Genomic DNA, 26,152 nt, shown 5'->3' on the forward strand with positions numbered 1-26,152 from the left:
GGGTTGGCCTCAGCGCTCAGGCCACGAACGGGCGGAAGCTGAAACCCAGCCCGGTCATGCCTTCTGCCTCGCCAACCAGATCCGCGCGCAGCAGCGGGCGGGCGTCGATGTAGTCCTTGGACAGGATCAGCGACAGCGCATTGCCGTCTACGGACAGCTCCAGGGTCGGGATCGGGTCGGATTCGTGTGCGCGGTGCAGCAGCACTGCCAGCCGCAATATTGCTGCCGTGCGTTTGGCCGGCAGCAACAGGCGCTCGGGCAGGGCCTCGAAAGCGCTCTTGGGAATGCCGCGACGATGGGTGCGGATCAGTGCCGCCAGCATCTGCTGCTCCTGCCGCGAGAAGCCGGCGATGTCCGAGTGCTCGATCACGTAGCTGCCGTGGGTGTGGTACCCGCTGTGCGCGATCATCAAACCGAGCTCGTGCAGGCGTGCGGCCCAGCCCAGCATGCGGGCATCGTCGACATCCAGCTTCCAGGCGTCGGATACCTGTTCGAACAAGCGCTGCGCGGTGGCTTCCACACGCTGCGCCTGGGCTTCGTCAATGGCGTAACGCTGGGTCAGCGCGGCCACCGACTCGTCACGCGGATCGTTGTCGTTGGCGCGACCCATGATGTCGTAGAGGATGCCTTCGCGCATCGCCGCCTTGCTGACCAGCAGCTTCTGCAGGCCCAAGGCCTGGAACGCGGCTTCCAGCACCAGTACGCCACCGGCGATGATCGGGCGGCGCTCGTTGGACAGTGTCGGCAACACGATCTCGTTGATGTTCTTGGCGCGCAGCAGTTCCTCGCGCAGCTGTGGCAGCGCTTCGGCGGTGATCGCGCCCTTGCTCAGCTTCATCGCCGCGCAGATCTCGCTGATCGCCTTGTGGGTGCCGGACGAGCCCAGTGCTTCCTGCCAGCCCAGCGCCTTGTACTTGTTGGCGAAGGGCTGGAATTCGGCGCCGATCTCGGTGAGTGCGTCCTTCCAGCGTTTCTTGCTCAGCTTGCCGCCGGGGAAAAAGCGCCTGGTGCTGGCGATGCAGCCGGCCTGCAGGCTTTCGCGTTCCAGCGTCTGCATGCCTTGGCCGATGATGAACTCGGTGGAGCCGCCGCCGATGTCGATCACCAGCCGGTGCTGGTCGGGCTTGGGTGGCTGCGCATGGGCAACGCCGAGGTAGATCAGGCGCGCCTCTTCGCGGCCGCTGACCACTTCGATGGCGTGGCCGAGCGCGGTTTCGGCTGGCATCAGGAACGTCAGCGGCGAGCGCAGCTGACGCACGGTATTGGTGGCCAGGGCGCGCACGCGGTAGGGCGGGATGTTGCGGATGCGCTGGCCAAAACGGGCCAGGCATTCCAGCGCGCGCTGGCGGGCTTCGGGCGACAGACCGCCCTTGCCATCCAGGCCATCGGCCATGCGTACGGTTTCGCGCAGGCGGTCCACCACCCGCAGCTGCCCGAGCAGGTAGCGTGCGATGACCATGTGGAAGCTGTTGGAGCCCAGATCGATGGCGGCCAGCAGGTCGCCGTCCTGCAGGGGCGGTGGGGTCAGAGAGGACTGGGGCATGGCGGAATGGTAGCGGATGAAGTAACCAGGGACATAGATGCGGGGTCCGGGAACCAGTGGCGGCGCAATCTGCGGCGAGTGACCCAGACGCTAGCGGCCGCCCACGTAGGAACCAGTGAAAGCGGGCGGATACCCGCTGTTGCACTGATCCCTTTCGCCAGCTCCAGCCCGCGTGTTCCCGGTGGCTGCTGGTTACAGCCCTTCCATCAATGCCTGTTGCGCCGAATGTGGCGGCTGGCCGGGCGCGGGCGTGCTCTTGATGTAGCGGCCGTCTTCCTGCAGGTCCCAGGCATTGAGGTTGTCGTCCAGGTAGTTCTGCAGCACTTCGCGGTAGATCCGCCGGGACAGATCGGTATCCAGGATCGGGAAGCAGGTTTCCACGCGGCGCAGCAGGTTGCGCTCCAGCCAGTCGGCGCTGGCGCAGTACAGCTCGGGCGCGCCGTTGTTGCCGAACCAGTAGACGCGGCTGTGTTCGAGGAAGCGCCCAACAATCGAACGCACGCGGATGTTGTCTGATACGCCTTCCACGCCGGGGCGCAGGGTGCAGGCGCCGCGCACGATCAGGTCAATCTGCACGCCAGCCTGCGAGGCCGCGTACAGGGCGCGGATCACCTGCGCCTCGTTGAGGGCGTTCATCTTGGCGATGATGCGTGCCGGCTTGCCCTCCAATGCCAGCTTGGTCTCGCGCTCGATGCGCTTGATCAGGCCAGTGTGCAGGGTGAAGGGCGATTGCAGCAGGCACTTGAGCTTCATCTTCGGGGCCAGCCCGGAGAGCTGCTGGAACAGCAGGTGCACATCGTTGCCAATGTCGGCGTCGGCAGTGATCAGGCTCAGGTCGGTATACGCGCGGGCGGTGCCGCTATGGTAGTTGCCGGTGCCCAGGTGCACGTAGCGGCGCAGCTTGCGGCCCTCGCGGCGCACGATCAGCAGCATCTTGGCGTGGGTCTTGTAGCCGACCACGCCGTAGACGACCTGCACGCCGGCATCCTGCAGGCGGTCAGCCAGGCCGAGGTTGGCTTCTTCATCGAAGCGCGCGCGCAGTTCGACCACGACGGTGACGTCCTTGCCGTTGCGCGCGGCCAGGATCAGCGCCTCGACAATGCCCGAGTCCTTGCCGGTGCGGTACAGCGTCTGCTTGATCGCCAGTACGTTGGGATCGACTGCCGCTTCGCGGATCAGCTCCAGCACGGTGCTGAAGGAATCAAACGGATGGTGCAGCAGGACGTCGCCCTGTGCGGCGGTCTCGAAGATGCCCTCGGGCGACTTGAACACGCGCGGGGTCATCGGCGGGTACTTCAGGTCCGCGCGCTGCAGCAGGTCGTACACCTGGATGACGCGGTTGAGGTTGACCGGGCCATCGATGCGGTAGGCCGCGTTTTCGGACAGGCCGAAATTCTGCAGCAGGGTCTGCATGATGGGCTTGGGACAGTCGTGTGCGATCTCCAGGCGTACCGCCGGGCGATAGCCGCGGTCGACCAGCTCATCGCGCAGCGCCAGCGCCAGGTTCTCCACTTCTTCCTCGTCCACCACCAGCTCGGAGTTGCGGGTGACGCGGAACTGGTAGGCGCCCTGCACATCCATGCCCGGGAACAGCTCGTCGACGAAGGCCGACAACACCGCCGACAGCAGCACGAAGTTCTGTGGGCCGCCCAGCGACTCGGGCAGCTGGATGATGCGCGGCAGTGAACGCGGTGCACGCACCAGTGCCAGATGGCCGGCGCGACCGAAGGCGTCGGTGCCCTTCAGCACGACGACGATGTTCAGCGACTTGTTGAGGATCTTCGGGAACGGGTGCGACGGGTCCAGGCCGAGCGGCGACAGCACCGGCATGATCTCGTTGCGGAAGTAGGCGCGCAGCCAACGGCGTTGGCGCGGGGTCCAGGTCTTGTTGGCGAGGATGCCGACGCCGGCCTCGCCCAGGGCCGGACGCAGCACCTGGTTCCAGCAGCGGTACTGCTGGTCCACCAGTTCGGCGGCGCGGTCATGGATGGCGTTGAGGATGGCCTGCGGGCTCATCCCGTCCGGTGCTGGTGGCAGGCCGAATTCCTGCGCATGGCGTACCGCCGCAGCGCGGATCTCGAAGAACTCGTCCAGGTTGGTGCAGGAGATGCACAGGAAGCGCAGACGCTCCAGCAATGGCACCTGCTCATCCATCGCCTGGGCCAGCACGCGGAAGTTGAAATCCAGCTGTGACAGTTCCCGGTTGATGTACAGCGACGGATCACGCAGGGGATCGGTGCCGACAGCGGGCGTGGCGGGGGGCGGAGGAGGAGTCATGCCGGAAAGTCTTCCATGGACAAGGGCGAGGGGGATGCATTGCGCGGGCGTACATGCTCGGCGTCGAAGTGGCAGGCAAAGGTGCTGCCCTGGCCGACTTCGCTGCGGATTTCCAGGCGTGCCTGGTGCAGGCCAAGAATGTGTTTGACGATGGACAGGCCCAGCCCGGTGCCGCCGCTTTCGCGCGAACGGCTGCTGGAAACACGGTAGAAGCGCTCGGTCAGGCGCGGCAGATGATTGGCCGGGATGCCGTAACCGGTGTCGGTGACCGCCAGCACCGCGCCATTGCCTTCGCGGCTGAAGGTCAGGCTGATGCGGCCACCGGCCGGGGTGTAGCGCACGGCATTGGTCAGCAGGTTGGAGAAGGCGCTGTGCAGTTCCTTGTTCGAGCCTGCCAGATCCACCCCGGCCTGGTCCTCGACGATAATGGTGTGGCGGCCCTGGCTGTGTGCCTCGGCTTCGCGCCGCAGCGATGCCAGCATCGAGGTCATGCCCACCGTTTCCAGCTCGGTATGTTGCTGGGATTCCAGCCGTGACAGGGTCAACAGGTCTTCGACCAGCTGCGCCATGCGCTGCGATTGTTTGCGCATCTCCGACAGCATCGGCCCGGTATCGGGAAAATCCTCCGGGTCCATCATGTCCAGGTAGCCGTGCACTACGGTCAGCGGCGTGCGCAGCTCGTGCGAGACATTGGCGACGAAGTCGCGGCGCACCTGCTCCAGGTGCAGCAGCTTGGTCACGTCACGCGCGACCAGCAGCCAATGGTGATCCGAGTAGGGGATCAAGCGCATATGCAGGCGGATGGCCGGATCGACCGGCGAGTTCGCATCCAGGATCGGTTCGGCATTGCGGCCACCGGCCAGCCAATGGGCCAGCGGCAGCGGCTGCAGGCGGGGCACCAGTGCAGCCTCCATGTCGGCCGGATGCTGCAGGCCGAGCAGGGCGGTCGCGGCTTCGTTGAACCACTGCACGCGCTGGGTGTTGCGATCGACCACCACCACCGCATCGGGCAGCGCGGCGGCGGCGGCGCGGTAGCTGCGCAGCATTTCGACCAGACGGCGCTTGCGCGCGCGCATTTCCTGCTGGTTGCGTGACAGCAGGCGGTCCAGCTCGTTCCAGACGCCCACGCCTTGCGGCGTGTCCCAGCGCTGGCGTGCGGTCAGCCGCAACAGCAGCTGGCGCAGCCGCCAGTAGTGCCAGGTAAGGATTGCCATGGCGGTGATCGCAACGATCAACGCCGGATGGCCCAGCAACGCCCCCAGCCCCCACGCCAGCAACAACAACGCGGCCACGGTGGCCAGCGTCTTCAACCAGGCAGATCGGAATTGGCGGGGCATTGCGCTCTCGGTGGTACTGGGTGGATCCGTCGGGGGTGTCCCGGGTTATGGCGGCTGCTTGGCCGCCAAGGTTCAGGTGGCGGCGGAGAAGCGATAGCCGGCACCGCGCACGGTCTGCACCATGTTCTCGGCACCAAAGGGTTCCAGCGTCTTGCGCAGGCGGCGGATATGCACGTCGATGGTGCGTTCTTCCACATACACGCTGCCGCCCCAGACATGGTCGAGCAGCTGCGAGCGGGTGTAGACGCGCTCCGGGTGGGTCATGAAGAAGTGCAGCAGGCGGTATTCGGTGGGACCGATCGGCACCGGTACATCGCCGGCGAAGACGCGGTGGGCGGCGCCATCGATGCGGATGTTGCCAACGCCGACGCTGCCGTCTTCGTCATCATCGCGGGTGCGGCGCATCACTGCACGGATACGTGCCAGTAGTTCGCGCGCCGAGAACGGCTTGACCACATAGTCGTCGACGCCGGCTTCCAGGCCGCCGACGCGATCATTTTCTTCACCGCGTGCGGTGAGCATGATGATCGGCACATCGCGGGTGAGGACTTCCTTGCGCCAGCGGCGGGCCAGTTCCAGGCCGCTGGTGCCGGGCAGCATCCAGTCCAGCAGGATCATGTCCGGTACCCGGTCGGCAATGGCGGTCTGTGCTTCGAGTGCGTCGCCGGCATGGACCGGGTCGTATTCACCCTTGCGCAGGGCGAAGGCGACCATGTCACGGATCGCGGGTTCGTCGTCGACAATCAGGATACGTTTCTGCACGTGGCGCCTACCGGAATGCCCATCAATAAGGGATGTGCTCAGTAGACTACGGTTTGATGACGGGTTTGTGACATTGATGGAGGGTAAAACCGACAAATTGCCGCAAGCGGGTTCACTTTCGTGACATTTCCGGGTCCTGCACACCGAGTCGGCGCATTTCCAGCACGGTCGGCATGATCGACTCGATGCGGGCGTCGACCCGCGCGCGGCTCACGTAGTCCAAGCCTGGTTGTTTGAGCAGGGCCTGGAATTGGATCAACGCCTGTTCCGGCCGCCCATTCAGGTACGCAGCTTCGGCATACCCCTCGCTGGCGCGGGTGCTGTCGCCAGCCAGTTCGCTGGCGCGGGCGAAGGTGGCCTGGAATACCGGGTCGTCGCTGGAACGGGCCAGCAGTGGCCGCAGCATGGCCTGCGCGCGCTGGCCGGCGGCGACGCCACCCTGCTCATTGAGCACCTGCGCATAGGTCAGGGCCACCGGGCGGCTTTGTGGCAGGCGCTTGAGCAGGGCGTCGAAGCGTTTGTTGGCGTCTTCGTGACGGCCGCTGCGTGATTCGGCCTCACCAACGGCCAGGTTGATCCACAGGTTGCCCGGGTATTCCTGCAGCAACTGCAGCAGCTCCGGCAGGGCCTGGGTAACGCCGCCGGCACCGCCGTCACGCAGGCGGGCGATGGCCACGCCATAGCGTTGCGCATCGGTGAGGCCATTCTTCTGGCTGCGTTTGAGGCCTTCGTATTCGCGCACCAGTTCCGACGGGGTTGGCGCACTGAGCACGCGCAGGCGTTCGCGGGCCCAGTCGAACTGGCCGGTGGCGCCGCGTGGCAGGCTGTTGTCGGGCAGGGACAGTTGCAGGCCGGCTGGCAGCAGCGGATTGCCGCCACCCAGCGGGCTGCTGGTATCGGGCACTGACGGATTGACCCGCTCCTGCAGGACCCCGGTCGGGGTCTGGGTGGTCAACAGGACGGTGTCCTTCTTCATCTGCTCCGCGCGCGCCTTGGCCTCGCTGATGCGGGTGATGTTGACCGGGTGGGTACGCAGGAAATCCGGCGTGGAATAGCCACCTTCGTTGCCGCGCATCGCTGCCGACATGCGCTCGAAGAAGCCGGCCATGGCGTCCACGTCATAGCCGCTGCGGGCCAGTGTGCGGATGCCGAGGCGGTCGGCCTCCGATTCGTTGGAGCGGGTGAAGTTGATCTGGCGCTGCTGCATCAGCCCCATGCCGGAGGTGATCGCGGCCATGGTGGCGTCGCCGGAGGAGTTGCCGCCGGCCTGCTGCGCAGCGATCACTGCTGCCAGCATGCCGAGCAGGATCGGGATCTGGTCGCGCTGGGCACGCTCTACCCCGCGCAGCACATGCTGCTGGGTGACGTGGGCGATTTCGTGCGACAGCACCGCGGCCACTTCGTCCTCGCGCTCGGCGGTCAGGACCAGGCCGGCGTTCATGCCGATGTAACCACCCAATGTGGCAAACGCATTGATCTGCCGGTCCTTCATCATGAAGAACGTGTACTTCTGTTGTGGCTGGGCACTGTTGGAGCCAAGCCGGGTACCCATGGTGGTGAGCCAGTCGGCCACCAGCGGGTCGTCCAGCAGGTAGCCGTAGTTGCGCAGTTCGCGCAGCATCATGCCGCCGTACTCCGCCTGCCGCGCCGGGGTCAGCAGCTCGCCTGCCGACGAGCCGATGTCGGGCAGTTTGCTTTCATCGGCGTGGGACAGTGGGGTGGCCATGGCCAGGGTTATGGCGGTGGCAAGCAGCAGGTTGCGCAAGCGATGACTCCGGGTAGTGGCAGGGCGGAGGATGACGGGGAAGCGGGGCGCGGGTGTGAAGCAAAGGTTAACCCGCTGTGTTCTGCCGGTGGCATCGAAAATCCACGCGACCGGTACCATATATAGACAATGTTTCCACCCAGGAGTTTCGTTGTGACAACCTCATCCAGCGCCGGTGTACCGGAGATCACCATTTACTCCACCGCCGTCTGCCCGTACTGCGTAGCGGCAAAGAATTTCCTGAAGAGCAAGAACCAGTCGTGGACCGAGGTCCGGATCGACCTGGATCCGGCCGCGCGCGAGAAGATGATGGCGCTGACCAAGCGCACCAGCGTGCCGCAGATCTTCGTCGGCGACGTTCATGTTGGCGGCTATGACGACATGATCGCGCTGCACCGCGAAGGCAAGCTGGAGCCGTTGCTGGCCGGGCAGGGCGCATGAGCGCGGACAACGAAAAGGACCGTCTGGCCGAGTTCACCGAATTCCGCCAGCGCATGAACCAGCGCATCCTGGCCGAGCCCAACCAGGTGGTGCGGCGCTTCTTCGCGCTCGATACGCAGACCTACCAGGCTGGCGCGCTCGACGTGAAGACCAAGGAGCTGCTGGGCCTGGTCGCCTCGATGGTGCTGCGCTGCGATGACTGCATCAGCTACCACGTGGCCCAGTGCAAGGAGGCCGGGGTCAGTCGCGAGGAGTTCTTCGAGACCTTCTCGGTCGGCCTGGTGGTGGGGGGCTCCATCGTCATCCCGCACCTGCGGCGGGCGGTGGATTTCCTCGACCAGCTGGAGAACGGCGCGGCCGAGGCCCCGGCCGGGCACGAGCACAGCTGAACCCCAGACCTTCGTCCAGTTGGGGCTGGCGCGGCTGATCAGGCATAATTGACAGTTGAAACCTTTTCAATCGCGCCGGGTTCCGGGCAGCCGGATGGCGCATTCCTCCTCCCTGTTCGGAATACCTAGAAATGACGCAGACAATCACCGTCATCCGCGGCGATGGCATCGGCCCGGAAATCATGGACGCCACCCTGTTCGTGCTGGACAAGCTCGGCGCTGGCCTGAGCTATGAGTTCGCCGACGCCGGCCTGGCCGCGCTGGAAAAGCATGGTGAGCTGATCCCGGCTTCCACCCTGGAGTCGATCAAGAAGAACAAGGTCGCCCTGAAGAGCCCGCTGACCACGCCGGTTGGTGGTGGTTTCAGCTCGATCAACGTTGCCCTGCGTCGCCAGTTCGACCTGTACGCCAACGTGCGCCCGGCCATCTCGTTCCCGAACACCAAGTCGCGCTACGAGAACATCAACATGATCACGGTGCGTGAGAACACCGAAGGCGCCTACCTGGCCGAAGGCCAGGAAGTGTCGGCCGACGGCGAGACCGCGTTCTCCGGCACCCGCATCACCCGCAAGGGCTCCGAGCGCATCGTGCGCTACGCCTTCGAGCTGGCCAAGAGCACCGGCCGCAAGAAGGTCACCGCCGTGCACAAGGCCAACATCATCAAGTCGACTTCGGGCCTGTTCCTGGACGTGGCGCGCGAAGTCGCCGCCAAGTACCCGGAAATCGAGTTCCAGGAAATGATCGTCGACAACGCCTGCATGCAGCTGGTGATGCGTCCGGAGCAGTTCGACATCATCGTCACCACCAACCTGTTCGGCGACATCATCTCCGACCTGTGTGCTGGTCTGGTCGGCGGCCTGGGCCTGGCCCCGGGTGCCAACATCGGCGTTGACGCGGCCATCTTCGAAGCCGTGCACGGCACCGCACCGGACATCGCCGGTCAGGGCAAGGCCAACCCGGTCGCCCTGCTGCTGGGCGCTGCACAGATGCTGGACCATGTCGGCCAGCCGGAAAACGCCGAGCGCCTGCGCAAGGCCATCGTTGCCACGATGGAAGCCAAGGATTCGCTGACCGGCGACCTGGGCGGCAACGGCTCCACCATGGGCTTCGCCCAGGCCATCGCCAGCCGCCTCTGAGTGCAGCTGCGGTAGTTGCTGGTACAGAAACGGAGCGCGAAAGCGCTCCGTTTTTGTTTGCGTAGTGCCGAGCCATGCTCGGCAAAGGGTGGGGCCAGTTGTAGTGCCGAGCCATGCTCGGCAGAGGGTGGGGTCAGTTGTAGTGCCGAGCCATGCTCGGCAGAGGCCTTATCGGTAATGCCACAGCCGAGCATGGCTCGGCACTACAAAACAAAGGGCGCCCAAAGGGCGCCCTTCGCAAACAACCTGCAGCAACCTCAGTTGCGCGACTGCAGCTTCGACAGCAGGCGCAGGAACTCGATGTACAGCCACACCAGGGTGACCATCAGTCCAAACGCGCCGTACCACTCCATGTACTTCGGTGCGCCGGCTTCCACGCCGCTTTCGATGAAGTCGAAATCCAGCACCAGGTTCAGTGCGGCGATCACCACCACGAACAGGCTGAAGCCGATGCCGATCAGGCCGGACTCATGGATGAAGGGGATATTGATGTTGAACAGGCCCAGTACGATCGTCGCCAGGTACACCAGGGCGATGCCGCCGGTAGCGGCGACCACGCCCAGCTTGAAGTTCTCGGTGGCCTTGATCAGGCCGCTGCGGTAGGCGAACAGCAGCGCGAACAAGGTGCCGAACGTGAGGATCACCGCCTGGAACACGATGCCGTTGAAGCGCGCTTCGTAGATGGCCGAGATCGAACCCAGGAACAGGCCTTCCGCCAGCGCATACAGCGGCGCGCTGACTGGTGCCCAGGTCTTCTTGAAGATGGTCACCATCGACAGGATGAAGCCGACGATCAGGCCGCCCCACATGTAGAGTTTGGCGGCAGGCAGCAGCTCGCCGCTGTCACTGAGCGTGCCGTTCCATGCGAACGCGGCAGTCAACGCGGCCAGCAACAACAGAATGCCGGTCTTGTTGACCGTGCCGTTGATGCTCATCGCATCGGCGCCGCGCGACACCACGCTGCCGCTGCCAAGGTCGAGGAAGGTTGTATCGGAAAGGGCAGGGTTGCCGCTGCGCATGCAATGCTCCGTTGCTATGAAATGGGCGGGAATCGAACGCCAGCATACCCAATTCAAACAAAATGAAATTTACCGTTGACAGGTAGGCGCGTTTTTCCCACAATAGCCGACCTTTCCGGGGCATTGGAAGGATTCACCGCCGGGGTATAGCGCAGTCTGGTAGCGCGCCTGCTTTGGGAGCAGGATGTCGGGGGTTCGAATCCCTCTACCCCGACCATCCAACGCACCAAGCGCGTGTTGGAGTGCGACAATCCGGTCAGAGCGCCCGTAGCTCAACTGGATAGAGCACCGGCCTTCTAAGCCGGCGGTTACAGGTTCGATTCCTGTCGGGCGCGCCATCAGGTGCAAGCGGTAGGTAAGTAAGGTTTCAGTGGTGGCTGTAGCTCAGTTGGTTAGAGTACCGGATTGTGATTCCGGTGGTCGGGGGTTCGAATCCCCTCAGCCACCCCACTGTTTCAAGGCTTCGGAGTGAAATCCGGGCTTGCAATAAAAGTCGGATTGGGGCATTATTCGCCTCCTGATTTTCAGGGCTGTTAGCTCAGTTGGTAGAGCAGTTGACTCTTAATCAATAGGTCCAAGGTTCGAATCCTTGACAGCCCACCAAATCAAGAAAGCCGTTGGAGCGATCCAGCGGCTTTCTCTTTTTATGTAAGCCCGGCGTTTTGGGCGGGTGCATGAAACACGCTTGTAGTGTAGAATTCACCTCGAAGTTTCAGGGCTGTTAGCTCAGTTGGTAGAGCAGTTGACTCTTAATCAATAGGTCCAAGGTTCGAATCCTTGACAGCCCACCAAATCAAGAAGCCGCTGGAGAAATCTGGCGGCTTTTTTCTTAGCCAGGGCGGCATGCCGTCTTGGCATTGTTGGGGCGCTCATCGTTTGATCGATGCGCAGGCGGGGCTGGCTTCCGCTTTGCTGGCGCTCCTGCAACAATGCTGCGCTGAGTCAGTATTGCGAAAGTGGCGGAATTGGTAGACGCCCTGGATTTAGGTTCCAGTGCCGCAAGGCGTGGGGGTTCGAGTCCCCCCTTTCGCACCAGACAGTGGTGTTCTCTGCCCGCTGCGGGCCTTTTTGACAACCTGTATGGGTCTGCCCGCTGGCGGCCACGGGCGATATCGGCCAAACTAAAGGGCTGCGGTGCATAACCGCGCCCTACAACCGTTTCATCCATCACATCGAACCGGCGCGGTTGCCGCCGGTGGCAGGAGTCAACATGCAAGCTTCGATCGAATCCACCGGCAATCTGGAACGCCGCCTGAGCTTCTCGCTGCCGGAAGAGCGTCTGCAGGGGCATATCAGCGGCCGTCTGGGCGAAATCGCGCGCACCGCGCGCATCAAGGGTTTCCGTCCGGGCAAGGTGCCGGCCAAGGTGATCGAACAGCGTTTTGGCCCGCAGGTGCGCGCCGAGGCGCTGGACGGCCTGCTGCGCGAGACCTTTGACGCCGCCCTGCGCCAGCACGAGCTGCGCATTGCCGGTAACCCGCGCATCGACAAGGCTGGCGAAGGCGAGTTCGACTTCGTTGCCACCGTTGAGCTGATCCCGGACTTCGGCGACGTCGACGTCACCAAGCTGACCGTCGTGCGCCACACCGCCGAAATCAGCGATGCCGACATCGACCAGATGATCGAGAACCTGCGCGCCCAGCGCCGCACCTGGAAGCCGGTTGCACGTGGCGCCCAGGAAGGCGATCTGGTTGGTCTGGAAACCTGGTCGCAGGCTGGCGACGAGCGTCTGCCGGCTGAGGGTGTCGAGAAGGGCACCATCATCATCGGCCAGGGCATGATGTTCGAGCAGATCGAAAAGGGCCTGGTCGGCCTGGCCAAGGGCGAAGAAAAGACCCTGGACGTCGAGTTCCCGGCTGACTGGCGCGTGCCGGCACTGGCGGGCAAGACCGTGCAGGTCACCGTCAAGGCCGTTGAAGTGTCCGAGCAGGACATGCCGGAAGTCGACACCGCCTTCATCAAGAGCTTCGGCGTGAAGAACGGCGACGTGGAGCAGTTCCGCGCCGACATCCGTTCCAACCTGGAGCGCGAGCTCAAGGGCGCGCTGATGAACCGCCTGCGCCGCGAAGTGGGCGAGCAGCTGATTGCCGCTTATTCCTCGGTCGAGCTGCCGCCGCGCCTGGTCGAGGGTGAAGCCCGCTCGATGCTGGCCCAGCAGATCGATGCCATCCGTCGCCAGGGCGGCAACCCGGGCGAAGTGCCGGCCGATGCCCACGAAGGCTTCAAGGATGCCGCTTCCAAGCGCGTGCTGGTCGGCCTGCTGGTCGGCGAAGTGGCCCGCAAGAACGAGCTGCGCCTGGACCCGAAGCGCCTGAACGAAACCATGCGCCTGATCGCTTCGACCTACGAAGAGCCGGAGCAGGTCATTGAGATGTACCGCAATGATCCCCAGCTTATGTCGGGTCTGCAGAACCGTGTGATGGAAGAGCAGGTCATCGACTGGATCGCCGAGCGTGCCCAGCACACCGAGCAGGCCTTGACGTTCCAGGAAGCCATCCGCCAGTAAGCTGGCGGTGTTTCATCCCCGCGCCACGGCGCGGGGAGTTCCCTCCCAAAATAGGTGCCTCACGTAATGGACAACCGAACCAAAGCTCTGAACATGGTTCCGATGGTGGTCGAACAGACCAGCCGCGGCGAGCGCGCCTACGATATCTATTCGCGCCTGCTCAAAGAGCGCCTGATTTTCCTGGTCGGTCCGATCGACGACCACATGGCGAACGTTGTGGTCGCGCAGCTGCTGTTCCTTGAGTCGGAAAACCCCGAGAAGGAAATCAGCATCTACATCAACTCGCCGGGCGGTGTGGTCACTGCTGGCATGGCGATCTACGACACCATGCAGTACATCAAGCCGGACGTCAGCACCACCTGCATCGGCCAGGCCGCCTCGATGGGCGCGCTGTTGCTAGCTGCCGGTGCGCCGGGCAAGCGCTTCGCGCTGCCGAACTCACGCGTGATGATCCACCAGCCGCTGGGCGGCTACCAGGGCCAGGCCACGGACATCGACATCCACGCCCGTGAAATCCTGACCCTGCGTTCGCGCCTGAACGAAGTGCTGGCCAAGCACACCGGCCAGGACCTGGAGACCATCGCCCGCGACACCGAGCGTGACAACTTCAAGAGCGCGGCCGAAGCTGCGGCGTACGGCCTGGTGGACCAGGTGCTGGAGCGCCGTCCGGAAGAGAGCATCCAGGCCTCCTGATGCGTTGAACGGCCAGAAAATCGGCCTATTTTTGCAGGGTCGGAATCGGACTGGTGTCCCTCCGGCCCTGTGCTATTCTCGAAATTGAACCCCCTGTTCAGAGGGGGAAGCAACTGGGTAAGCGAAGCATGAGCGAAGACCGGCAAGGTCGTACCGGGGACAGCAGTGGCAAGATTCTGTACTGCTCGTTCTGCGGCAAGAGTCAGCACGAAGTTCGTAAGCTGATCGCAGGCCCGAGCGTATTCATCTGTGATGAATGCGTGGAGCTGTGCAACGACATCATCCGTGAGGAACTTGAGGAAAAGGCGCAGTCGGCGCGCAGTTCGCTGCCCAAGCCGCGCGAGATCCTCGAGGTGCTCGACCAGTACGTGATTGGCCAGAACCGCGCCAAGCGCACGCTGGCGGTTGCGGTGTACAACCACTACAAGCGCATCGAGAGCCGTTCCAAGAGCGACGACGTCGAGCTGTCCAAGTCCAACATCCTGCTGGTCGGCCCAACCGGTTCGGGCAAGACGCTGCTGGCCGAAACGCTGGCGCGCCTGCTCAACGTGCCGTTCACCATGGCCGATGCGACCACCCTGACCGAAGCCGGTTACGTGGGTGAGGACGTGGAAAACATCATCCAGAAGCTGCTGCAGAAGTGCGACTACGACGTCGAGAAGGCACAGCAGGGCATCGTCTACATCGATGAAATCGACAAGATCTCGCGCAAGAGCGAGAACCCGTCGATCACCCGTGACGTGTCTGGCGAAGGCGTACAGCAGGCCCTGCTGAAGCTGATCGAAGGCACCGTGGCCAGCGTTCCGCCGCAGGGCGGCCGCAAGCACCCGCAGCAGGAGTTCCTGCAGGTCGACACCAAGAACATCCTGTTCATCTGCGGCGGCGCGTTCGCCGGCCTGGACAAGGTGATCCAGGCTCGTTCCACCGATACCAGCAGCATCGGTTTTGGTGCCAAGGTGAAGAGTGCCGAGCGCAAGCAGGAAGTGGGCAAGGTGCTGGCTGAAGTCGAGCCGGAAGACCTGATCAAGTTCGGCCTGATCCCGGAATTCGTTGGCCGCCTGCCGGTGGTCGCGACCCTGGAAGAGCTGGACGAAGCGGCCCTGATCCAGATCCTGACCGAGCCCAAGAACGCCATCACCAAGCAGTTCAAGAAGCTGTTCGAGATGGAGAACGTGGAGCTGGAGTTCCGCCCCGATGCGCTGTCGGCCATCGCCAAGAAGGCGCTGAAGCGCAAGACCGGCGCCCGTGGCCTGCGCACCATCGTCGAGTCGGTACTGCTGGACACCATGTACGAGCTGCCCTCGCAGGAAAACGTCAGCAAGGTGGTCGTGGACGAGTCGGTCATCGAGAACAAATCCGAGCCGTACATCGTCTACCAGGCGCCGCCGGAACCGGTCAAAACCGCCTCTGGCGAGTGAACCCGGGCGAACTGAGGTGAATAGGCGGTTGCGCCGCTCACGTTCAGCTTTCGACAGCTCTTGCAACACCTCGCCGATGGCCCCATAACGGGGCCATCGGCTTTTTTTATTTAGCCTCCACCGAATCTCGGAGCCCCCATGGCCCAGTCCCAACTCGAAGTCCTCGACCTGCCGGTCCTGCCGCTACGCGACGTGGTGGTGTTCCCGCACATGGTCATCCCCCTGTTCGTGGGCCGCGACAAGTCCATGCAGGCGCTGGAGCGCGCGATGGAGGCCGACAAGCGCATCCTGCTGCTTGCGCAGAAGTCGGCCGAAACCGACGACCCGGCGGCTGCCGACCTGTACACGGTCGGCACCCTGGCGCAGGTACTGCAATTGCTGAAACTGCCCGACGGCACCATCAAGGTGCTGGTCGAAGGCCTGTCGCGCGTTGCCGTGGACAAGGTCCATGAGCAGGACGGCTCGCTGCAGGGCCATGGCGTGGAAATCGAATCGGACGAATCGCGCGAGCCGCGTGAGATCGAGGCGATTGCCCGTTCGCTGATGTCGCTGTTCGAGCAGTACGTCAAGACCAACCGCAAGCTGCCGCCGGAGCTGTTGCAGACCCTGGCCGGCATCGAAGAACCAACGCGCCTGGCCGATACCATCGCCGCGCACATCGGCGTGCGCCTGGCCGACAAGCAGAAGCTGCTGGAAACCCTGCAGGTCGGCGACCGCCTGGAGATGCTGGTCGGCTTGGTCGACGGCGAGATCGACGTGCAGCAGCTGGAGAAGCGCATCCGCGGCCGCGTCAAGTCGCAGATGGAGAAGAGCCAGCGCGAGTACTACCTCAACGAGCAGATGAAGGCCATCCAGAAAGAACTGGGTGACCTGGATGAAGCGCCGGGTGAGATGGAAGAACTGGCGCGCAAGATCGCCGAAGCCGGCATGCCCAAGCCGGTCGAGACGAAGGCCAAGAACGAGCTCAACAAGCTCAAGCAGATGTCGCCGATGTCGGCCGAAGCCGCGGTGGTGCGCAATTATCTGGAATGGCTGCTGGGCGTGCCGTGGAAGAAGCGCACCAAGGTCCGCAAGGATCTGAAGGTCGCGCAGGACACGCTGGATGCCGACCATTACGGCCTGGACAAGGTCAAGGATCGCATCCTTGAATACCTTGCAGTGCAGGCGCGGGTGAAGCAGATGAAGGGCCCGATCCTGTGCCTGGTCGGTCCGCCGGGCGTGGGCAAGACCTCGCTGGGCCAGTCCATCGCCAAGGCCACCAACCGCAAGTTCGTGCGCATGAGCCTTGGTGGCGTGCGCGACGAGGCCGAGATCCGTGGCCATCGCCGTACCTATGTTGGTTCGATGCCGGGCCGCATCGTGCAGAACCTCAACAAGGTCGGCAGCAAGAACCCGCTGTTCGTGCTGGATGAGATCGACAAGATGTCGATGGACTTCCGCGGCGATCCGTCCTCGGCACTGCTTGAAGTGCTGGACCCGGAACAGAACAACGCCTTCAACGATCACTACCTCGAGGTCGACCTGGACCTGAGCGAAGTGATGTTCGTGGCTACCTCCAATTCGTTGAATATTCCGGGTCCGCTGCTGGACCGCATGGAAGTGATCCGCATCCCGGGTTACACCGAAGACGAGAAGCTCAACATCGCCACCCGCTACCTGCTCAGCAAGCAGCTCAAGGCCAATGGCCTGACGGCGGAGGAGCTGGCGATCGAAGAAGATGCCATCCGCGGCATCGTGCGCTATTACACGCGCGAATCCGGTGTGCGTAACCTCGAGCGCGAAATCGCCAAGATCTGCCGCAAGGTAGTGAAGGAAATCGCCCTGGCCGGCCCGCAGCCGGTGAAGAAGGCTGCTGCCAAGAAGTCGGCCAAGAAGCCGAAGGCGCTGGTTGTGGTGGACGCGAAGAACCTGGACAAGTACCTGGGCGTGCAACGTTTCGACTTCGGCCGTGCCGAGGAAGAAAACGAGATCGGCCTGGTCACCGGCCTGGCTTGGACCGAAGTCGGCGGCGAGCTGCTGCAGGTCGAGTCGACGCTGATCCCGGGCAAGGGCGCGGTCACGCTCACCGGCCAGCTTGGCAACGTGATGAAGGAATCGGCCACGGCTGCCTTGTCGGTGGTGCGTGCACGTGCCGAGGCACTCGGCATCGACGTGGATTTCCTGCAGAAGCACGATGTCCACCTGCACGTGCCCGATGGCGCGACGCCGAAGGATGGTCCGAGCGCCGGCATCGCGATGGTGACCTCGCTGGTATCCACGCTGACCAAGGTGCCGGTCAAGGCCGAAGTGGCAATGACCGGTGAGATCACCTTGCGTGGTCGTGTTACCGCGATCGGTGGTCTGAAGGAGAAGCTGTTGGCTGCGCTGCGCGGCGGCATCCGCACCGTGGTCATCCCCGAAGAGAACCGCAAGGATCTGGTGGATATCCCGGCCAATGTCACCCGCGACCTGACCATCGTGCCGGTGAAGTGGATCGACGAAGTGCTGGATATCGCATTGGCAACGCCGCTGAGGCCGAAGAAAGCCGGCAAAAGTGCGCAGCGTGTCGCAGTTCGCGGCAAGGCGAAGGCAGCTCCGACGGCCCGCGTCAAGCACTGAAATGTGAACGTAAAACCCCTCAAAACCCGCGTCATTAAAGGCTTTTCAGCTTGCGCGGGTAGGGGGGCACTGGTATAAAAGTGCGACTCACGCGGCAGTGGTTTTTTGTCGGCGTGTTTGCAGGTTCTTCGGCAGTCGTGCGTCTTGGGGACGTACGGGTGCCACTCAATAATTCCGCGGATTACCGCAAAGGGAGTTTTACAGAATGAACAAGACCGAATTGATCGATGGCGTTGCCGGTGCTGCTGACCTGACCAAGGCTGAAGCTGGCCGTGCGGTTGATGCCGTCATCGCCGAGATCACCAAGGCCCTGAAGAAGGGTGATGCCGTGACTCTGGTGGGCTTCGGTACGTTCCAGGTTCGTGAGCGCGCTGCGCGCACCGGCCGTAACCCGAAGACCGGCGAAGAGATCAAAATCGCTGCTGCAAAAAATCCTGCCTTCAAGGCTGGTAAAGCTCTGAAAGACGCTGTAAACTAAGCGGCTCAGCTGGGGTGCTTAGCTCAGCGGTAGAGCGTCTCCCTTACACGGAGAGGGTCGGGGGTTCGAAACCCTCAGCACCCACCAAGTTAAGCATTGCAGTACAGTTTGAAAGTGTGGAGCGGTAGTTCAGTTGGTTAGAATGCTGGCCTGTCACGCCGGAGGTCGCGGGTTCGAGTCCCGTCCGCTCCGCCAGTTTCAAATTGGCCCCTGACAAAATCGGGGGCCTTGTTTTCTCAAACTCCACAAGAGGGAGGGAAAGCTAAAAAATTAAATGTGGAGCGGTAGTTCAGTTGGTTAGAATGCTGGCCTGTCACGCCGGAGGTCGCGGGTTCGAGTCCCGTCCGCTCCGCCATTTAATCAAGTCGCTTTTCGGAGCGCGCGCCCCGGGCAACCGGTGGTGGTCGAGTCAAATGTGGAGCGGTAGTTCAGTTGGTTAGAATGCTGGCCTGTCACGCCGGAGGTCGCGGGTTCGAGTCCCGTCCGCTCCGCCAGATGTCTCAAAGCCCTCGGCGCAAGCCGGGGGCTTTTTTTTGCCCCGCTATTGGCAGCGGCCGAGTTGGGCGCGGGGCAGGAAGCGGGTTAAACTGCCCGGCTCGCCACTCAGGCCTCGATTTGCCCATGCTGCAGAAACTTCGCGACAAGACCTCAGGCTGGATCGTTACGGTGATCATGGGCCTGTTGATGATCCCGTTCCTGTTTGTGATCGACAACAGCTACCTCGGTGGCGTCGGCGCACAGAACGTTGCCAAAGTGTCGGCGCCGCCGTCGTGGTGGACCTCGGCACCGTCATGGTGGCCGATGTCGTTCCTGTGGAACCACCACGAAGTCAGCGTCGAGGACTTCCGTACCCGTTTTGAGCAGGCGCGCATGCAGGCGCGTGAGCAGCAGGGCGACAACTTCGACCCGCGCGAATTTGAAACCGCCGAAAACAAGCGCCTCGTGCTCGATCAGCTGATCGACGAGCAGGTTGTGCGCCTGGCTGCTGAAGACGCGCATATCGTCATCGGCGACAAGGCCGTGCGCGACTACATCGCGTCGATTCCAGGCTTCCAGAAGGATGGCAAGTTCGATCCGGACCAGTACCGTCTGGCGCTTGCCCAGAGCATGCCGCCGCGTACGCCGGCGATGTTCGAACAGCTGGTGCGCTCGAGCCTGCAGCAGTCGATCATTCCTTCGGCACTGGCCCAATCGGGCTTCACCACCAAGGGTGAAAGCGAGCGTCTGCTGAAGCTGCTTGGTGAAACCCGTGATGTGGAATTCGCACTGTTGCCGGTCGTTGCGCCAGATACTGCAGCGGTCACGGACGCCGAGATCGACCAGTGGTACAAGGCGCATCCGAAGGACTTCCGCCAGCCGGAAAGCGTCACCATCGAGTACGTCGAGCTCAATGCTGCGAGCATGCCGGCCGCGACGGCGGCTGACGAAGCCACGCTGCGTCAGCGCTATGAAGACGAGAAGGCGCGTTTTGTCAGCGCCGACCAGCGTCTGGCTTCGCACATCCTGATTGCCAAGGGCAGCGACGAGAAGGCCGCCGAGGCCAAGGCCGCCAAGCTGGCCGCGGAGGCCAAGCAGCCGGGTGCCGATTTCGCCGCGCTGGCCAAGGCCAACTCGGAAGATCCGGGCTCCAAGGATTCCGGTGGCGACCTGGGCTGGGTTGAGAAGGGCGTGATGGTCAAGCCGTTCGAAGACGCGCTGTTCGCGATGAAGGCCGGTGATGTGGTCGGCCCGGTCAAGACCGAGTTCGGCTACCACGTGCTGAAGCTGCGCGAGATCAAGGGTGGCGAAGGCCGTCCGTTCGAGGAAGTGCGTGACCAGTTGGCTGCCGAGCAGCTGCAGGCCGATACCGAGAAGGCATTCAATGAGCTGAGCGGTCGCCTGGTCGATCTGGTTTACAAGAACCCGACCGAGCTGGGTGGCGCAGCCAAGGAAGTTGGCCTGCCGGTGCAGACCCTGGGCCCGTTCAACCGTGCCACCGCCAGCGGCATCGCCGCCAATCCTGCTGTGCTGAAGGCCGTGTTCTCCGATACGTTGAAGGAAGACGGTACGGTCAGCGACCCGATCGAACTGGCTCCGAACCACACGGTCATGGTCCGCGTTACCGCACACACCCCGGAGCAGGCGATTCCGCTTGCGCAGGCGCGTGAGCAGGTGATTGCCGCGGTACGTGCGCACCGTTCCGAAGAAGCCTCGAAGAAGGCAGCGGACGCGCTGCTGGCCAAGTTGAACGCCGGCCAGACCCTGCAGGCATTGGCTGGCAGCGAGCAGCTGCAGCTGTTGCCGATGCCGGGCCTGCCGCGCACCGCACCGATGCCGACTGTTGAAGCCAACCGCGCTGCGTTCACTGCAGCGGCTCCGGTCGGCGACAAGCCGAGCTATGGCAAGGTCGAGATGGAGCCGGGCCGCTATGCCGTGTTCGCGGTCACCAAGGTGACGCCGGGCAACCCGGCCGAAGTGCCGGAAGCGCAGCAGGCCATGCTCAAGGACCAGCTGAGCCAGATCGACGGCGCCGCCGCAGCCAAGGCCTACGTCGACGGCATGCGCAAGCGCTACAAGGTGCAGGTGCAGGAATCCCAGCTCTAAGCATCTGAGCAGCCCCAACAAAAAGCCCGGCGAAAGCCGGGCTTTTTGTTCATGTAGTGCCGAGCCATGCTCGGCAAGGGCATTACCAATACAGCCAGCAGCCCCGGGTAGTGCCGAGTCATGCTCGGCAAGGGCATTACCGATACAGCCTGCAGCATTGGTAGTGCCGAGCCATGCTCGGCTGGGGCTTTACCGGCAATCTCCAGCTCTTTTGCAGGAGTGGCATAAGCCGCGAAGCCGACAGCAATGGAATCGCCGGTATCCGCGCAATCGGATGGATCACCAGCTTCGCGGCTTATGCCGCTCCCACAGGCGGGTAGGTCAGCGCTGAAGCCCCTGCCGAGCATGGCTCGGCACTACATCAAACGCAAAAACCAAAATCAAACGCAAAAACCAACATCAAACGCAAAAACCAACATCAAACGCAGAAGCCCAACACCAAACGCAGAAGCCCAACACCAAACGCAGAAGCCCAACACCAAACGCAGAAGCCCAACACCAAACGCAGAAGCCCAACACCAAACGCAGAAGCCCAACACCAAACGCAGAAGCCCGGCCATTGGCCGGGCTTCTGCTTTCGTTCTGCTGTGTGACAGCTATGGCTCAGCGCGCCTCGTCGTAACGCAGCACCATGCCCGGCTTCAGCACCGCGCTGGCATCCAGGTTGTTGGACGAGAGCAGGGTCTTCACCGAAATGCCGTAGCGGCGGGCGATGGTCCAGGCCGATTCGCCGCTGCGTACGGTGTGGCGGCTGCCAGTGCTGGCTGAGGCGACCGCGCGCGAGGGAGCGGCAGGACGGCGGCTGGCGACGGGCGTCGCTGCGGCAGGTGCCGCATCGCGGGTCGCAACCAGCACGCTCTCGCTGTTGTCGCTCTCCACACTGCCCATGGCCGCAGCCGGTGCCAGCACCCGGGCACCGGAGCGCGAGCTGGTCAGGGCGGGGTTGAGGCGGGCGATGCGGGCCGGATCCAGCGCATTCTGCGCCGACCAGGCGGCGAGGGTGGTGTTGGCCGGCAGGGTGTGGCCCTTCAGGATCGGCACCTGGCGGTCCAGCGCCGCCATCAGGTCGGGTTCGTTCTCGGCCTGTTCCAGCACGCAGGCCAGTGCGTGCAGCTTTTCAACATAGGCATAGGTGATCGGCGACAGGCCCGGCAGTTCGGAAGCGGTGGCGTTCTGTGCGTTCATGCCGCCGCGGCGCAGCGACTGCAGGATGCGGTATTCACCAGCGTTGTACGCCATCACCGCCAGCTGCCAGTCACCGGCAAACATGCCGTGCAGGGTCTTCAGGTAGCGCACCGCGGCGCGGGTGGAATCCACCGCCGACAGGCGGCCGTCATAGCCCTTCTCCATCGGCACGCGGTGGTTGCGCGCGGTGGTGGCAATGAACTGCCACAGCCCGGCCGGGCCGCTGGCGTTGCGGGCGCCGGGGCGGTAGCCGCTTTCAACGAAGGGGATCAGCGCGAATTCGGTCGGCAGGCCGGCACTGCGCAGCTCGTCGACGACGTAGCCGAACAGCGGCAGCGCGTCGTCCTCGACATTGCCCAGTCGCGACGGGGCGTGCGAGAACTGCTTGCGCCAGCGTGGGCTGGTGGCTTCGGCGTCGCACTGTGGTGCGGCCAGGCCCTCACGGAAGTTGGCGAAGATCTCGCGGCCGTTACGGGTGGTCGGGGCCGGCAGTGAGGCCGGGTCCAGCGGTAATGCAGTGAGTGCGGCGACGTTCTGGGTCATGCCGGCGCTGACGGGAAGCGTCTGCGCGGCCAGCGTGCCGCTGCCCGTGCCCAACAACATCCCCAGCACCAACGGCAGACAGAGCCGCCTCATGCGCGAAAACCGTCTTTCCACCGCCGCAATTCGGCGAAGACTTCCACCTCGTCGGTGGGCGCGCGACCAAGCTGCGCCGCAATCGCTGCAACGATGGCGGTATCGGCGGTCCGCAGAAACGGATTGCATTCCAGTTCGCTCGCCAGGATGGCGGGAACGGTAGGACGGGAACTGCTGCGCATGTCCGAGGCTTCCTGTTGGCGGCGCTGCAATGCCGCGTTGGTGGGGTCGACATGCCGCGCAAACACGGCATTGGCCAGCGTGTATTCGTGCCCGCAGCAGACCAGTGTCTGTGGGGGCAGGGCGGCCATTCGCCGGAGCGAGGCCAACATCTGGGCCGGCGTACCTTCGAACATGCGTCCACAGCCCAAGCTGAACAACATGTCGCCACTGAACAAATGGCCGTGGCCGTAGTAGGCAATATGGCTTCGGGTGTGACCGGGAACTTCCATCACACTGAAGTCGAAGCCGGACAATTCTACCCGGTTGCCTTCGCTGACTCGTTCACATTCCAGTGCGATGCGTTCATCTACCGGCGCGATGACCCGCAAGCGCGGCCAGCGCTCACGCAACTCCGCCACCCCGCCGATATGGTCGTCGTGGTGGTGGGTGAGCAGGACACCTGCAGGCTGCATGCCTTGCGCAGCGGCTTCGAAAACCGGACCGGCCTGGCCGGGGTCGACGAAAATCGTGCGGTCATCGGGCGTTTGCAGCGCCCAGATGTAGTTGTCCTGAAATGCGGGCAGGGCGATCAGTCGCATAGAATTGGAAAATGCCTGCCGCCCAGTCCCCCCGTCAAGCTGCAGTCTCGCCCTGGTTTGAGAAAGCCGGGGCACAGGCGATGCGCGAATGGGAGCAGCGGTTGCTGTCTGAACAAATGCGCGGATTTCCCTCGCCGCCATGGCTGTGGCTGGCGCCAAACGCCTTCTGGCAGCCCGATTCCCCGCCGCAGGGCCGCGGCCTGCGCCTGCACCGCAACCCGCAAGCGCCGGGCTGGACGGGCGATCTGCGGTGCAGCCTGCCGTTGCCGCTGCCCAGCGAGTCGATCAAGGCCATCGTCATCGAGCATCCGGCGGCCGAGGAGCTGGAGCCCTTGCTGTCCGAATGCGCGCGGGTGCTGATGCCCGGCGGTCGGGTCTGGGTGACCCTGCTCAACCGCTGCAGTCCCTACCGCGCGCACTGGCAATGGCAGGGCGCGCGGCCACCTTCGGTGACACGTTGCAGGACACTATTGCAGCGGCAAGGCATACGATGTCGCTCGCTGCGGCACTATGGCCCGCTGTGGACGCAGTCGGGCAACACCCCGGGCACGGCTTTGCCGGCCCTGCGCGCCTTGTGCGTGCTGGAAGCTGAAAAACGCACCGAGGCTTACATCGGCCCGATCAAGGCCAGTCGCGTCAGTTGGCGCGACCCGGTGGCGACCTGAATTCAACGGAACACTATGAAGTCAATTGAAGTACATACCGATGGCGCCTGCCTCGGCAATCCCGGCCCCGGCGGATGGGGCGCGTTGTTGCGTTACAAGGGCCATGAGCGCGAGCTGGCCGGTGGCGAAGCCCATACCACCAACAACCGGATGGAGTTGATGGCCGCGATCATGGGCCTGGAAACGCTCAGCGAGCCCTGCAACATCACCTTGTTCACCGATTCGCAGTACGTGCGCCAGGGCATCACCGAGTGGATGTCGGGCTGGGTGCGACGCAACTGGAAGACTGCCGGCGGTGATCCGGTCAAGAACCGTGACCTGTGGGAGCGCCTGCACGAGGCCACACAGCGTCATCAGATCGATTGGCGCTGGGTGAAGGGCCATTCCGGTGACCCGGACAACGAACGCGTGGACCAGTTGGCCCGCGATGCTGCAATCCGCGTGCGCGCTGGCGCCGCGAGCAACTGAGGTAGCTGATGCGCCAGATCGTCCTTGATACCGAAACCACCGGCCTGGAATGGAAGAAGGGCAACCGCGTGGTCGAAATCGGCTGCGTGGAGCTGCTTGAGCGGCGGCCCAGTGGCAACAACTTCCACCGCTACCTGAAGCCGGATTGCGATTTTGAATCCGGCGCCGCGGAAGTCACCGGCCTGAGCCTGGATTTCCTCGCCGACAAGCCGCGCTTCGAAGAAGTGGTGGATGAGTTCCTGGCCTATGTGGACGGTGCCGAGCTGATCATCCACAACGCCTCGTTCGACATGGGCTTCCTCGAAAACGAGATGAGCCTGGCCGGCAAGGGCCGCCTGGCCAGCCGGGTGACGGTGACCGATACCCTGGCGATGGCGCGCGAGCGCTATCCCGGCCAGCGCAACTCGCTGGATGCACTGTGCCGGCGGCTGGGTGTGGACAATGCCCACCGCACGCTGCATGGCGGCCTGCTCGATGCGCAGATCCTGGCCGACGTCTATATCGCGCTGACCTCGGGCCAGGAAGAAATTGGTTTTGGCCAGCCGGAAGCCGAATCGACCAGTGCCAGCGGTGTTGCACAGACATTCGATGTGTCGGCGCTGTTGCCGCGCCCCCGCGTACTGGTGACCGCTTCCGAGCAGGAAGCGCACGAGGCGCGCCTGGCCAGGCTGCGCAAGAAAGCCGGCCATGCGTGGTGGGACGGCGAGCCCGCGCCCGCGCCGAGCGAGCCGGCCTGAGTCACGCCGGTCGTTGATTTGAGCGGAATTCCGCTGCTTTAGTGGCAGCGGACCAGGACGACGGTGACGTTGTCCGAGCCGCCGCCATCCAGTGCGGCGGCGACCAGCGCATCCACGCATTCCTGCGCGCTGCAGTCGCCGTGGGCCAGTGCCTCGGTGAGGCCGGCATCGTCGACTTCCTCGGTAAGCCCATCACTGCACAGCAGCAGCTGCATGCCAGGACGCAGTTCGCCGGTCATGGTGGCGACGTTGAGGTGGGCCGGATCGGTCACGCCCAATGCCTGCGTGACCACATTGCGGTGAGGATGCGCGCGCGCCTGCTCGGCGGTGAGCGTGCCCTGGGCGATCAGTTCCTGCACATAGCTGTGGTCCTGGCTGAGCTGGCCCAGTTTGCCGTCGCGCCACAGGTAGGCGCGGCTGTCGCCAACCCAGGCCACCTCGAAACGATTGCCCTGCACGCGTGCGGCCACCACCGTGGTACCCATCGGCAGGCTGTCGTTGCGGCGGCGCGAGGTGCGGATGATCTCCTCATCGGCGGTGCGGATGGCCTGCACCAGCGAAGCGCCGTTGCGCACCTCGCGGACGATGGTTTCGCGCGCCAAGGCGCTGGCTACCTCGCCGCAGGCATGGCCGCCCATACCATCGGCCACCAGCCACAGGCCAAGCTCGCCGTCACCGTAGTAGGTGTCTTCATTGAGCTGGCGGCGCAGGCCGACGTGGCTGAGGTGTCCAAATTCGATCATGAGTGCCCGAGC

Annotated in this window: 21 protein-coding genes and 10 tRNA genes; 22 read left to right on the top strand and 9 right to left on the bottom strand. The window is 63.8% G+C overall.

Features of this window, described 5'->3' with window-relative positions; all coding sequences use genetic code 11:
- Positions 1-16 precede the first annotated feature (16 nt).
- The 5 genes from ppx to AC13FW_RS17165 all read right to left on the bottom strand — a co-directional run bounded on the left by ppx (position 17) and on the right by AC13FW_RS17165 (position 7,684).
- Entirely contained in the window at positions 17-1,543 is a 1,527-nt protein-coding gene (gene ppx, locus AC13FW_RS17145) for an exopolyphosphatase (protein ID WP_296253290.1), read from the bottom strand.
- Positions 1,544-1,735: 192 nt separating this feature from the next.
- The gene (gene ppk1 / locus AC13FW_RS17150; RefSeq protein WP_282269709.1) at positions 1,736-3,820 is read right to left on the bottom strand and encodes a polyphosphate kinase 1; all 2,085 of its coding nucleotides are present in this window, start codon (positions 3,818-3,820) and stop codon (positions 1,736-1,738) included.
- Positions 3,817-5,157: a phosphate regulon sensor histidine kinase PhoR gene (gene phoR, locus AC13FW_RS17155; protein WP_482989880.1), complete on the bottom strand. Its 1,341-nt coding sequence runs from the start codon at positions 5,155-5,157 to the stop codon at positions 3,817-3,819. Before phoR ends, ppk1 begins: the two co-directional genes overlap by 4 nt.
- Before the next feature lie 72 nt (positions 5,158-5,229).
- Positions 5,230-5,919, bottom strand: a complete 690-nt coding sequence (gene phoB / locus AC13FW_RS17160; RefSeq protein ID WP_282269705.1) for a phosphate regulon transcriptional regulator PhoB — start codon at positions 5,917-5,919, stop codon at positions 5,230-5,232.
- A 112-nt stretch (positions 5,920-6,031) separates the two neighbouring features.
- The gene (locus AC13FW_RS17165) at positions 6,032-7,684 is read right to left on the bottom strand and encodes a M48 family metalloprotease (protein ID WP_482989881.1); all 1,653 of its coding nucleotides are present in this window, start codon (positions 7,682-7,684) and stop codon (positions 6,032-6,034) included.
- A gap of 129 nt (positions 7,685-7,813) precedes the next feature.
- Between AC13FW_RS17165 and grxC the strand changes: the two genes are divergently transcribed.
- From grxC to AC13FW_RS17180, 3 genes are all read left to right on the top strand, one after another.
- The gene (gene grxC, locus AC13FW_RS17170) at positions 7,814-8,125 is read left to right on the top strand and encodes a glutaredoxin 3 (RefSeq protein ID WP_482989882.1); all 312 of its coding nucleotides are present in this window, start codon (positions 7,814-7,816) and stop codon (positions 8,123-8,125) included.
- Entirely contained in the window at positions 8,122-8,514 is a 393-nt protein-coding gene (locus tag AC13FW_RS17175) for a carboxymuconolactone decarboxylase family protein (RefSeq protein WP_282269701.1), read from the top strand. The genes grxC and AC13FW_RS17175 overlap by 4 nt, the downstream gene beginning before the upstream one ends.
- A 131-nt stretch (positions 8,515-8,645) precedes the next feature.
- Positions 8,646-9,650 carry an isocitrate dehydrogenase gene (locus AC13FW_RS17180; protein ID WP_282269697.1) on the top strand — a complete coding sequence of 335 codons (1,005 nt, stop codon included), beginning with the start codon at positions 8,646-8,648 and terminating at the stop codon, positions 9,648-9,650.
- Positions 9,651-9,907: 257 nt separating this feature from the next.
- On the opposite strand, the gene AC13FW_RS17185 is transcribed toward AC13FW_RS17180, so the two are convergent.
- Positions 9,908-10,669, bottom strand: coding sequence for a Bax inhibitor-1/YccA family protein (locus AC13FW_RS17185; protein WP_482986198.1), 762 nt, complete (start codon positions 10,667-10,669; stop codon positions 9,908-9,910).
- Positions 10,670-10,809: 140 nt separating this feature from the next.
- Between AC13FW_RS17185 and AC13FW_RS17190 the strand changes: the two genes are divergently transcribed.
- From AC13FW_RS17190 to AC13FW_RS17265, 16 genes are all read left to right on the top strand, one after another.
- Positions 10,810-10,886 (top strand) — tRNA-Pro (locus AC13FW_RS17190).
- A 44-nt stretch (positions 10,887-10,930) separates the two neighbouring features.
- A tRNA-Arg gene (locus AC13FW_RS17195) sits at positions 10,931-11,007 on the top strand.
- Positions 11,008-11,042: 35 nt separating this feature from the next.
- A tRNA-His gene (locus AC13FW_RS17200) sits at positions 11,043-11,119 on the top strand.
- 77 nt (positions 11,120-11,196) lie between these two features.
- Positions 11,197-11,272: transfer RNA gene (locus AC13FW_RS17205), tRNA-Lys, on the top strand.
- Positions 11,273-11,384: 112 nt separating this feature from the next.
- A tRNA-Lys gene (locus AC13FW_RS17210) sits at positions 11,385-11,460 on the top strand.
- A 159-nt stretch (positions 11,461-11,619) separates the two neighbouring features.
- A tRNA-Leu gene (locus AC13FW_RS17215) sits at positions 11,620-11,704 on the top strand.
- Positions 11,705-11,879: 175 nt separating this feature from the next.
- Positions 11,880-13,175, top strand: coding sequence for a trigger factor (gene tig, locus AC13FW_RS17220; protein ID WP_282270920.1), 1,296 nt, complete (start codon positions 11,880-11,882; stop codon positions 13,173-13,175).
- A 66-nt stretch (positions 13,176-13,241) separates the two neighbouring features.
- Entirely contained in the window at positions 13,242-13,868 is a 627-nt protein-coding gene (gene clpP / locus AC13FW_RS17225) for an ATP-dependent Clp endopeptidase proteolytic subunit ClpP (protein ID WP_057629317.1), read from the top strand.
- Between the two features lie 128 nt (positions 13,869-13,996).
- Entirely contained in the window at positions 13,997-15,286 is a 1,290-nt protein-coding gene (gene clpX, locus AC13FW_RS17230; protein WP_282270923.1) for an ATP-dependent Clp protease ATP-binding subunit ClpX, read from the top strand.
- 138 nt (positions 15,287-15,424) lie between these two features.
- Entirely contained in the window at positions 15,425-17,884 is a 2,460-nt protein-coding gene (lon, locus tag AC13FW_RS17235) for an endopeptidase La (protein WP_482989883.1), read from the top strand.
- A gap of 205 nt (positions 17,885-18,089) precedes the next feature.
- The gene (locus AC13FW_RS17240; RefSeq protein ID WP_282270927.1) at positions 18,090-18,362 is read left to right on the top strand and encodes an HU family DNA-binding protein; all 273 of its coding nucleotides are present in this window, start codon (positions 18,090-18,092) and stop codon (positions 18,360-18,362) included.
- Between the two features lie 12 nt (positions 18,363-18,374).
- Positions 18,375-18,449: transfer RNA gene (locus tag AC13FW_RS17245), tRNA-Val, on the top strand.
- Positions 18,450-18,480: 31 nt separating this feature from the next.
- Positions 18,481-18,557: transfer RNA gene (locus AC13FW_RS17250), tRNA-Asp, on the top strand.
- Positions 18,558-18,640: 83 nt separating this feature from the next.
- Positions 18,641-18,717, top strand: a tRNA-Asp gene (locus AC13FW_RS17255).
- A 62-nt stretch (positions 18,718-18,779) separates the two neighbouring features.
- Positions 18,780-18,856, top strand: a tRNA-Asp gene (locus AC13FW_RS17260).
- A gap of 127 nt (positions 18,857-18,983) precedes the next feature.
- Positions 18,984-20,945 carry a peptidyl-prolyl cis-trans isomerase gene (locus AC13FW_RS17265; protein WP_482989884.1) on the top strand — a complete coding sequence of 654 codons (1,962 nt, stop codon included), beginning with the start codon at positions 18,984-18,986 and terminating at the stop codon, positions 20,943-20,945.
- 603 nt (positions 20,946-21,548) lie between these two features.
- Here the strand turns inward: AC13FW_RS17265 and AC13FW_RS17270 are convergent.
- Together AC13FW_RS17270 and gloB are read right to left on the bottom strand one after the other, a co-directional pair.
- Positions 21,549-22,766: a lytic transglycosylase domain-containing protein gene (locus tag AC13FW_RS17270; protein WP_482989885.1), complete on the bottom strand. Its 1,218-nt coding sequence runs from the start codon at positions 22,764-22,766 to the stop codon at positions 21,549-21,551.
- Positions 22,763-23,527: a hydroxyacylglutathione hydrolase gene (gene gloB / locus AC13FW_RS17275; RefSeq protein WP_482989886.1), complete on the bottom strand. Its 765-nt coding sequence runs from the start codon at positions 23,525-23,527 to the stop codon at positions 22,763-22,765. The genes AC13FW_RS17270 and gloB overlap by 4 nt, the downstream gene beginning before the upstream one ends.
- Positions 23,528-23,643: 116 nt before the next feature.
- Here gloB and AC13FW_RS17280 point away from each other — a divergent pair, with 116 nt between their 5' ends.
- The 3 genes from AC13FW_RS17280 to dnaQ are packed head-to-tail and all read left to right on the top strand — an operon-like array spanning position 23,644 to position 25,397.
- Positions 23,644-24,192, top strand: a complete 549-nt coding sequence (locus tag AC13FW_RS17280; protein ID WP_296247857.1) for a class I SAM-dependent methyltransferase — start codon at positions 23,644-23,646, stop codon at positions 24,190-24,192.
- A gap of 15 nt (positions 24,193-24,207) precedes the next feature.
- Positions 24,208-24,660, top strand: a complete 453-nt coding sequence (gene rnhA, locus AC13FW_RS17285) for a ribonuclease HI (protein WP_296247856.1) — start codon at positions 24,208-24,210, stop codon at positions 24,658-24,660.
- Positions 24,661-24,668: 8 nt separating this feature from the next.
- Positions 24,669-25,397: a DNA polymerase III subunit epsilon gene (dnaQ, locus tag AC13FW_RS17290; RefSeq protein ID WP_296247854.1), complete on the top strand. Its 729-nt coding sequence runs from the start codon at positions 24,669-24,671 to the stop codon at positions 25,395-25,397.
- A 38-nt stretch (positions 25,398-25,435) separates the two neighbouring features.
- On the opposite strand, the gene AC13FW_RS17295 is transcribed toward dnaQ, so the two are convergent.
- Positions 25,436-26,140, bottom strand: coding sequence for a PP2C family protein-serine/threonine phosphatase (locus AC13FW_RS17295; protein ID WP_282272066.1), 705 nt, complete (start codon positions 26,138-26,140; stop codon positions 25,436-25,438).
- Positions 26,141-26,152: the final 12 nt, after the last annotated feature.

This window comes from Stenotrophomonas sp. 21LCFQ19 (genome assembly GCF_056861425.1).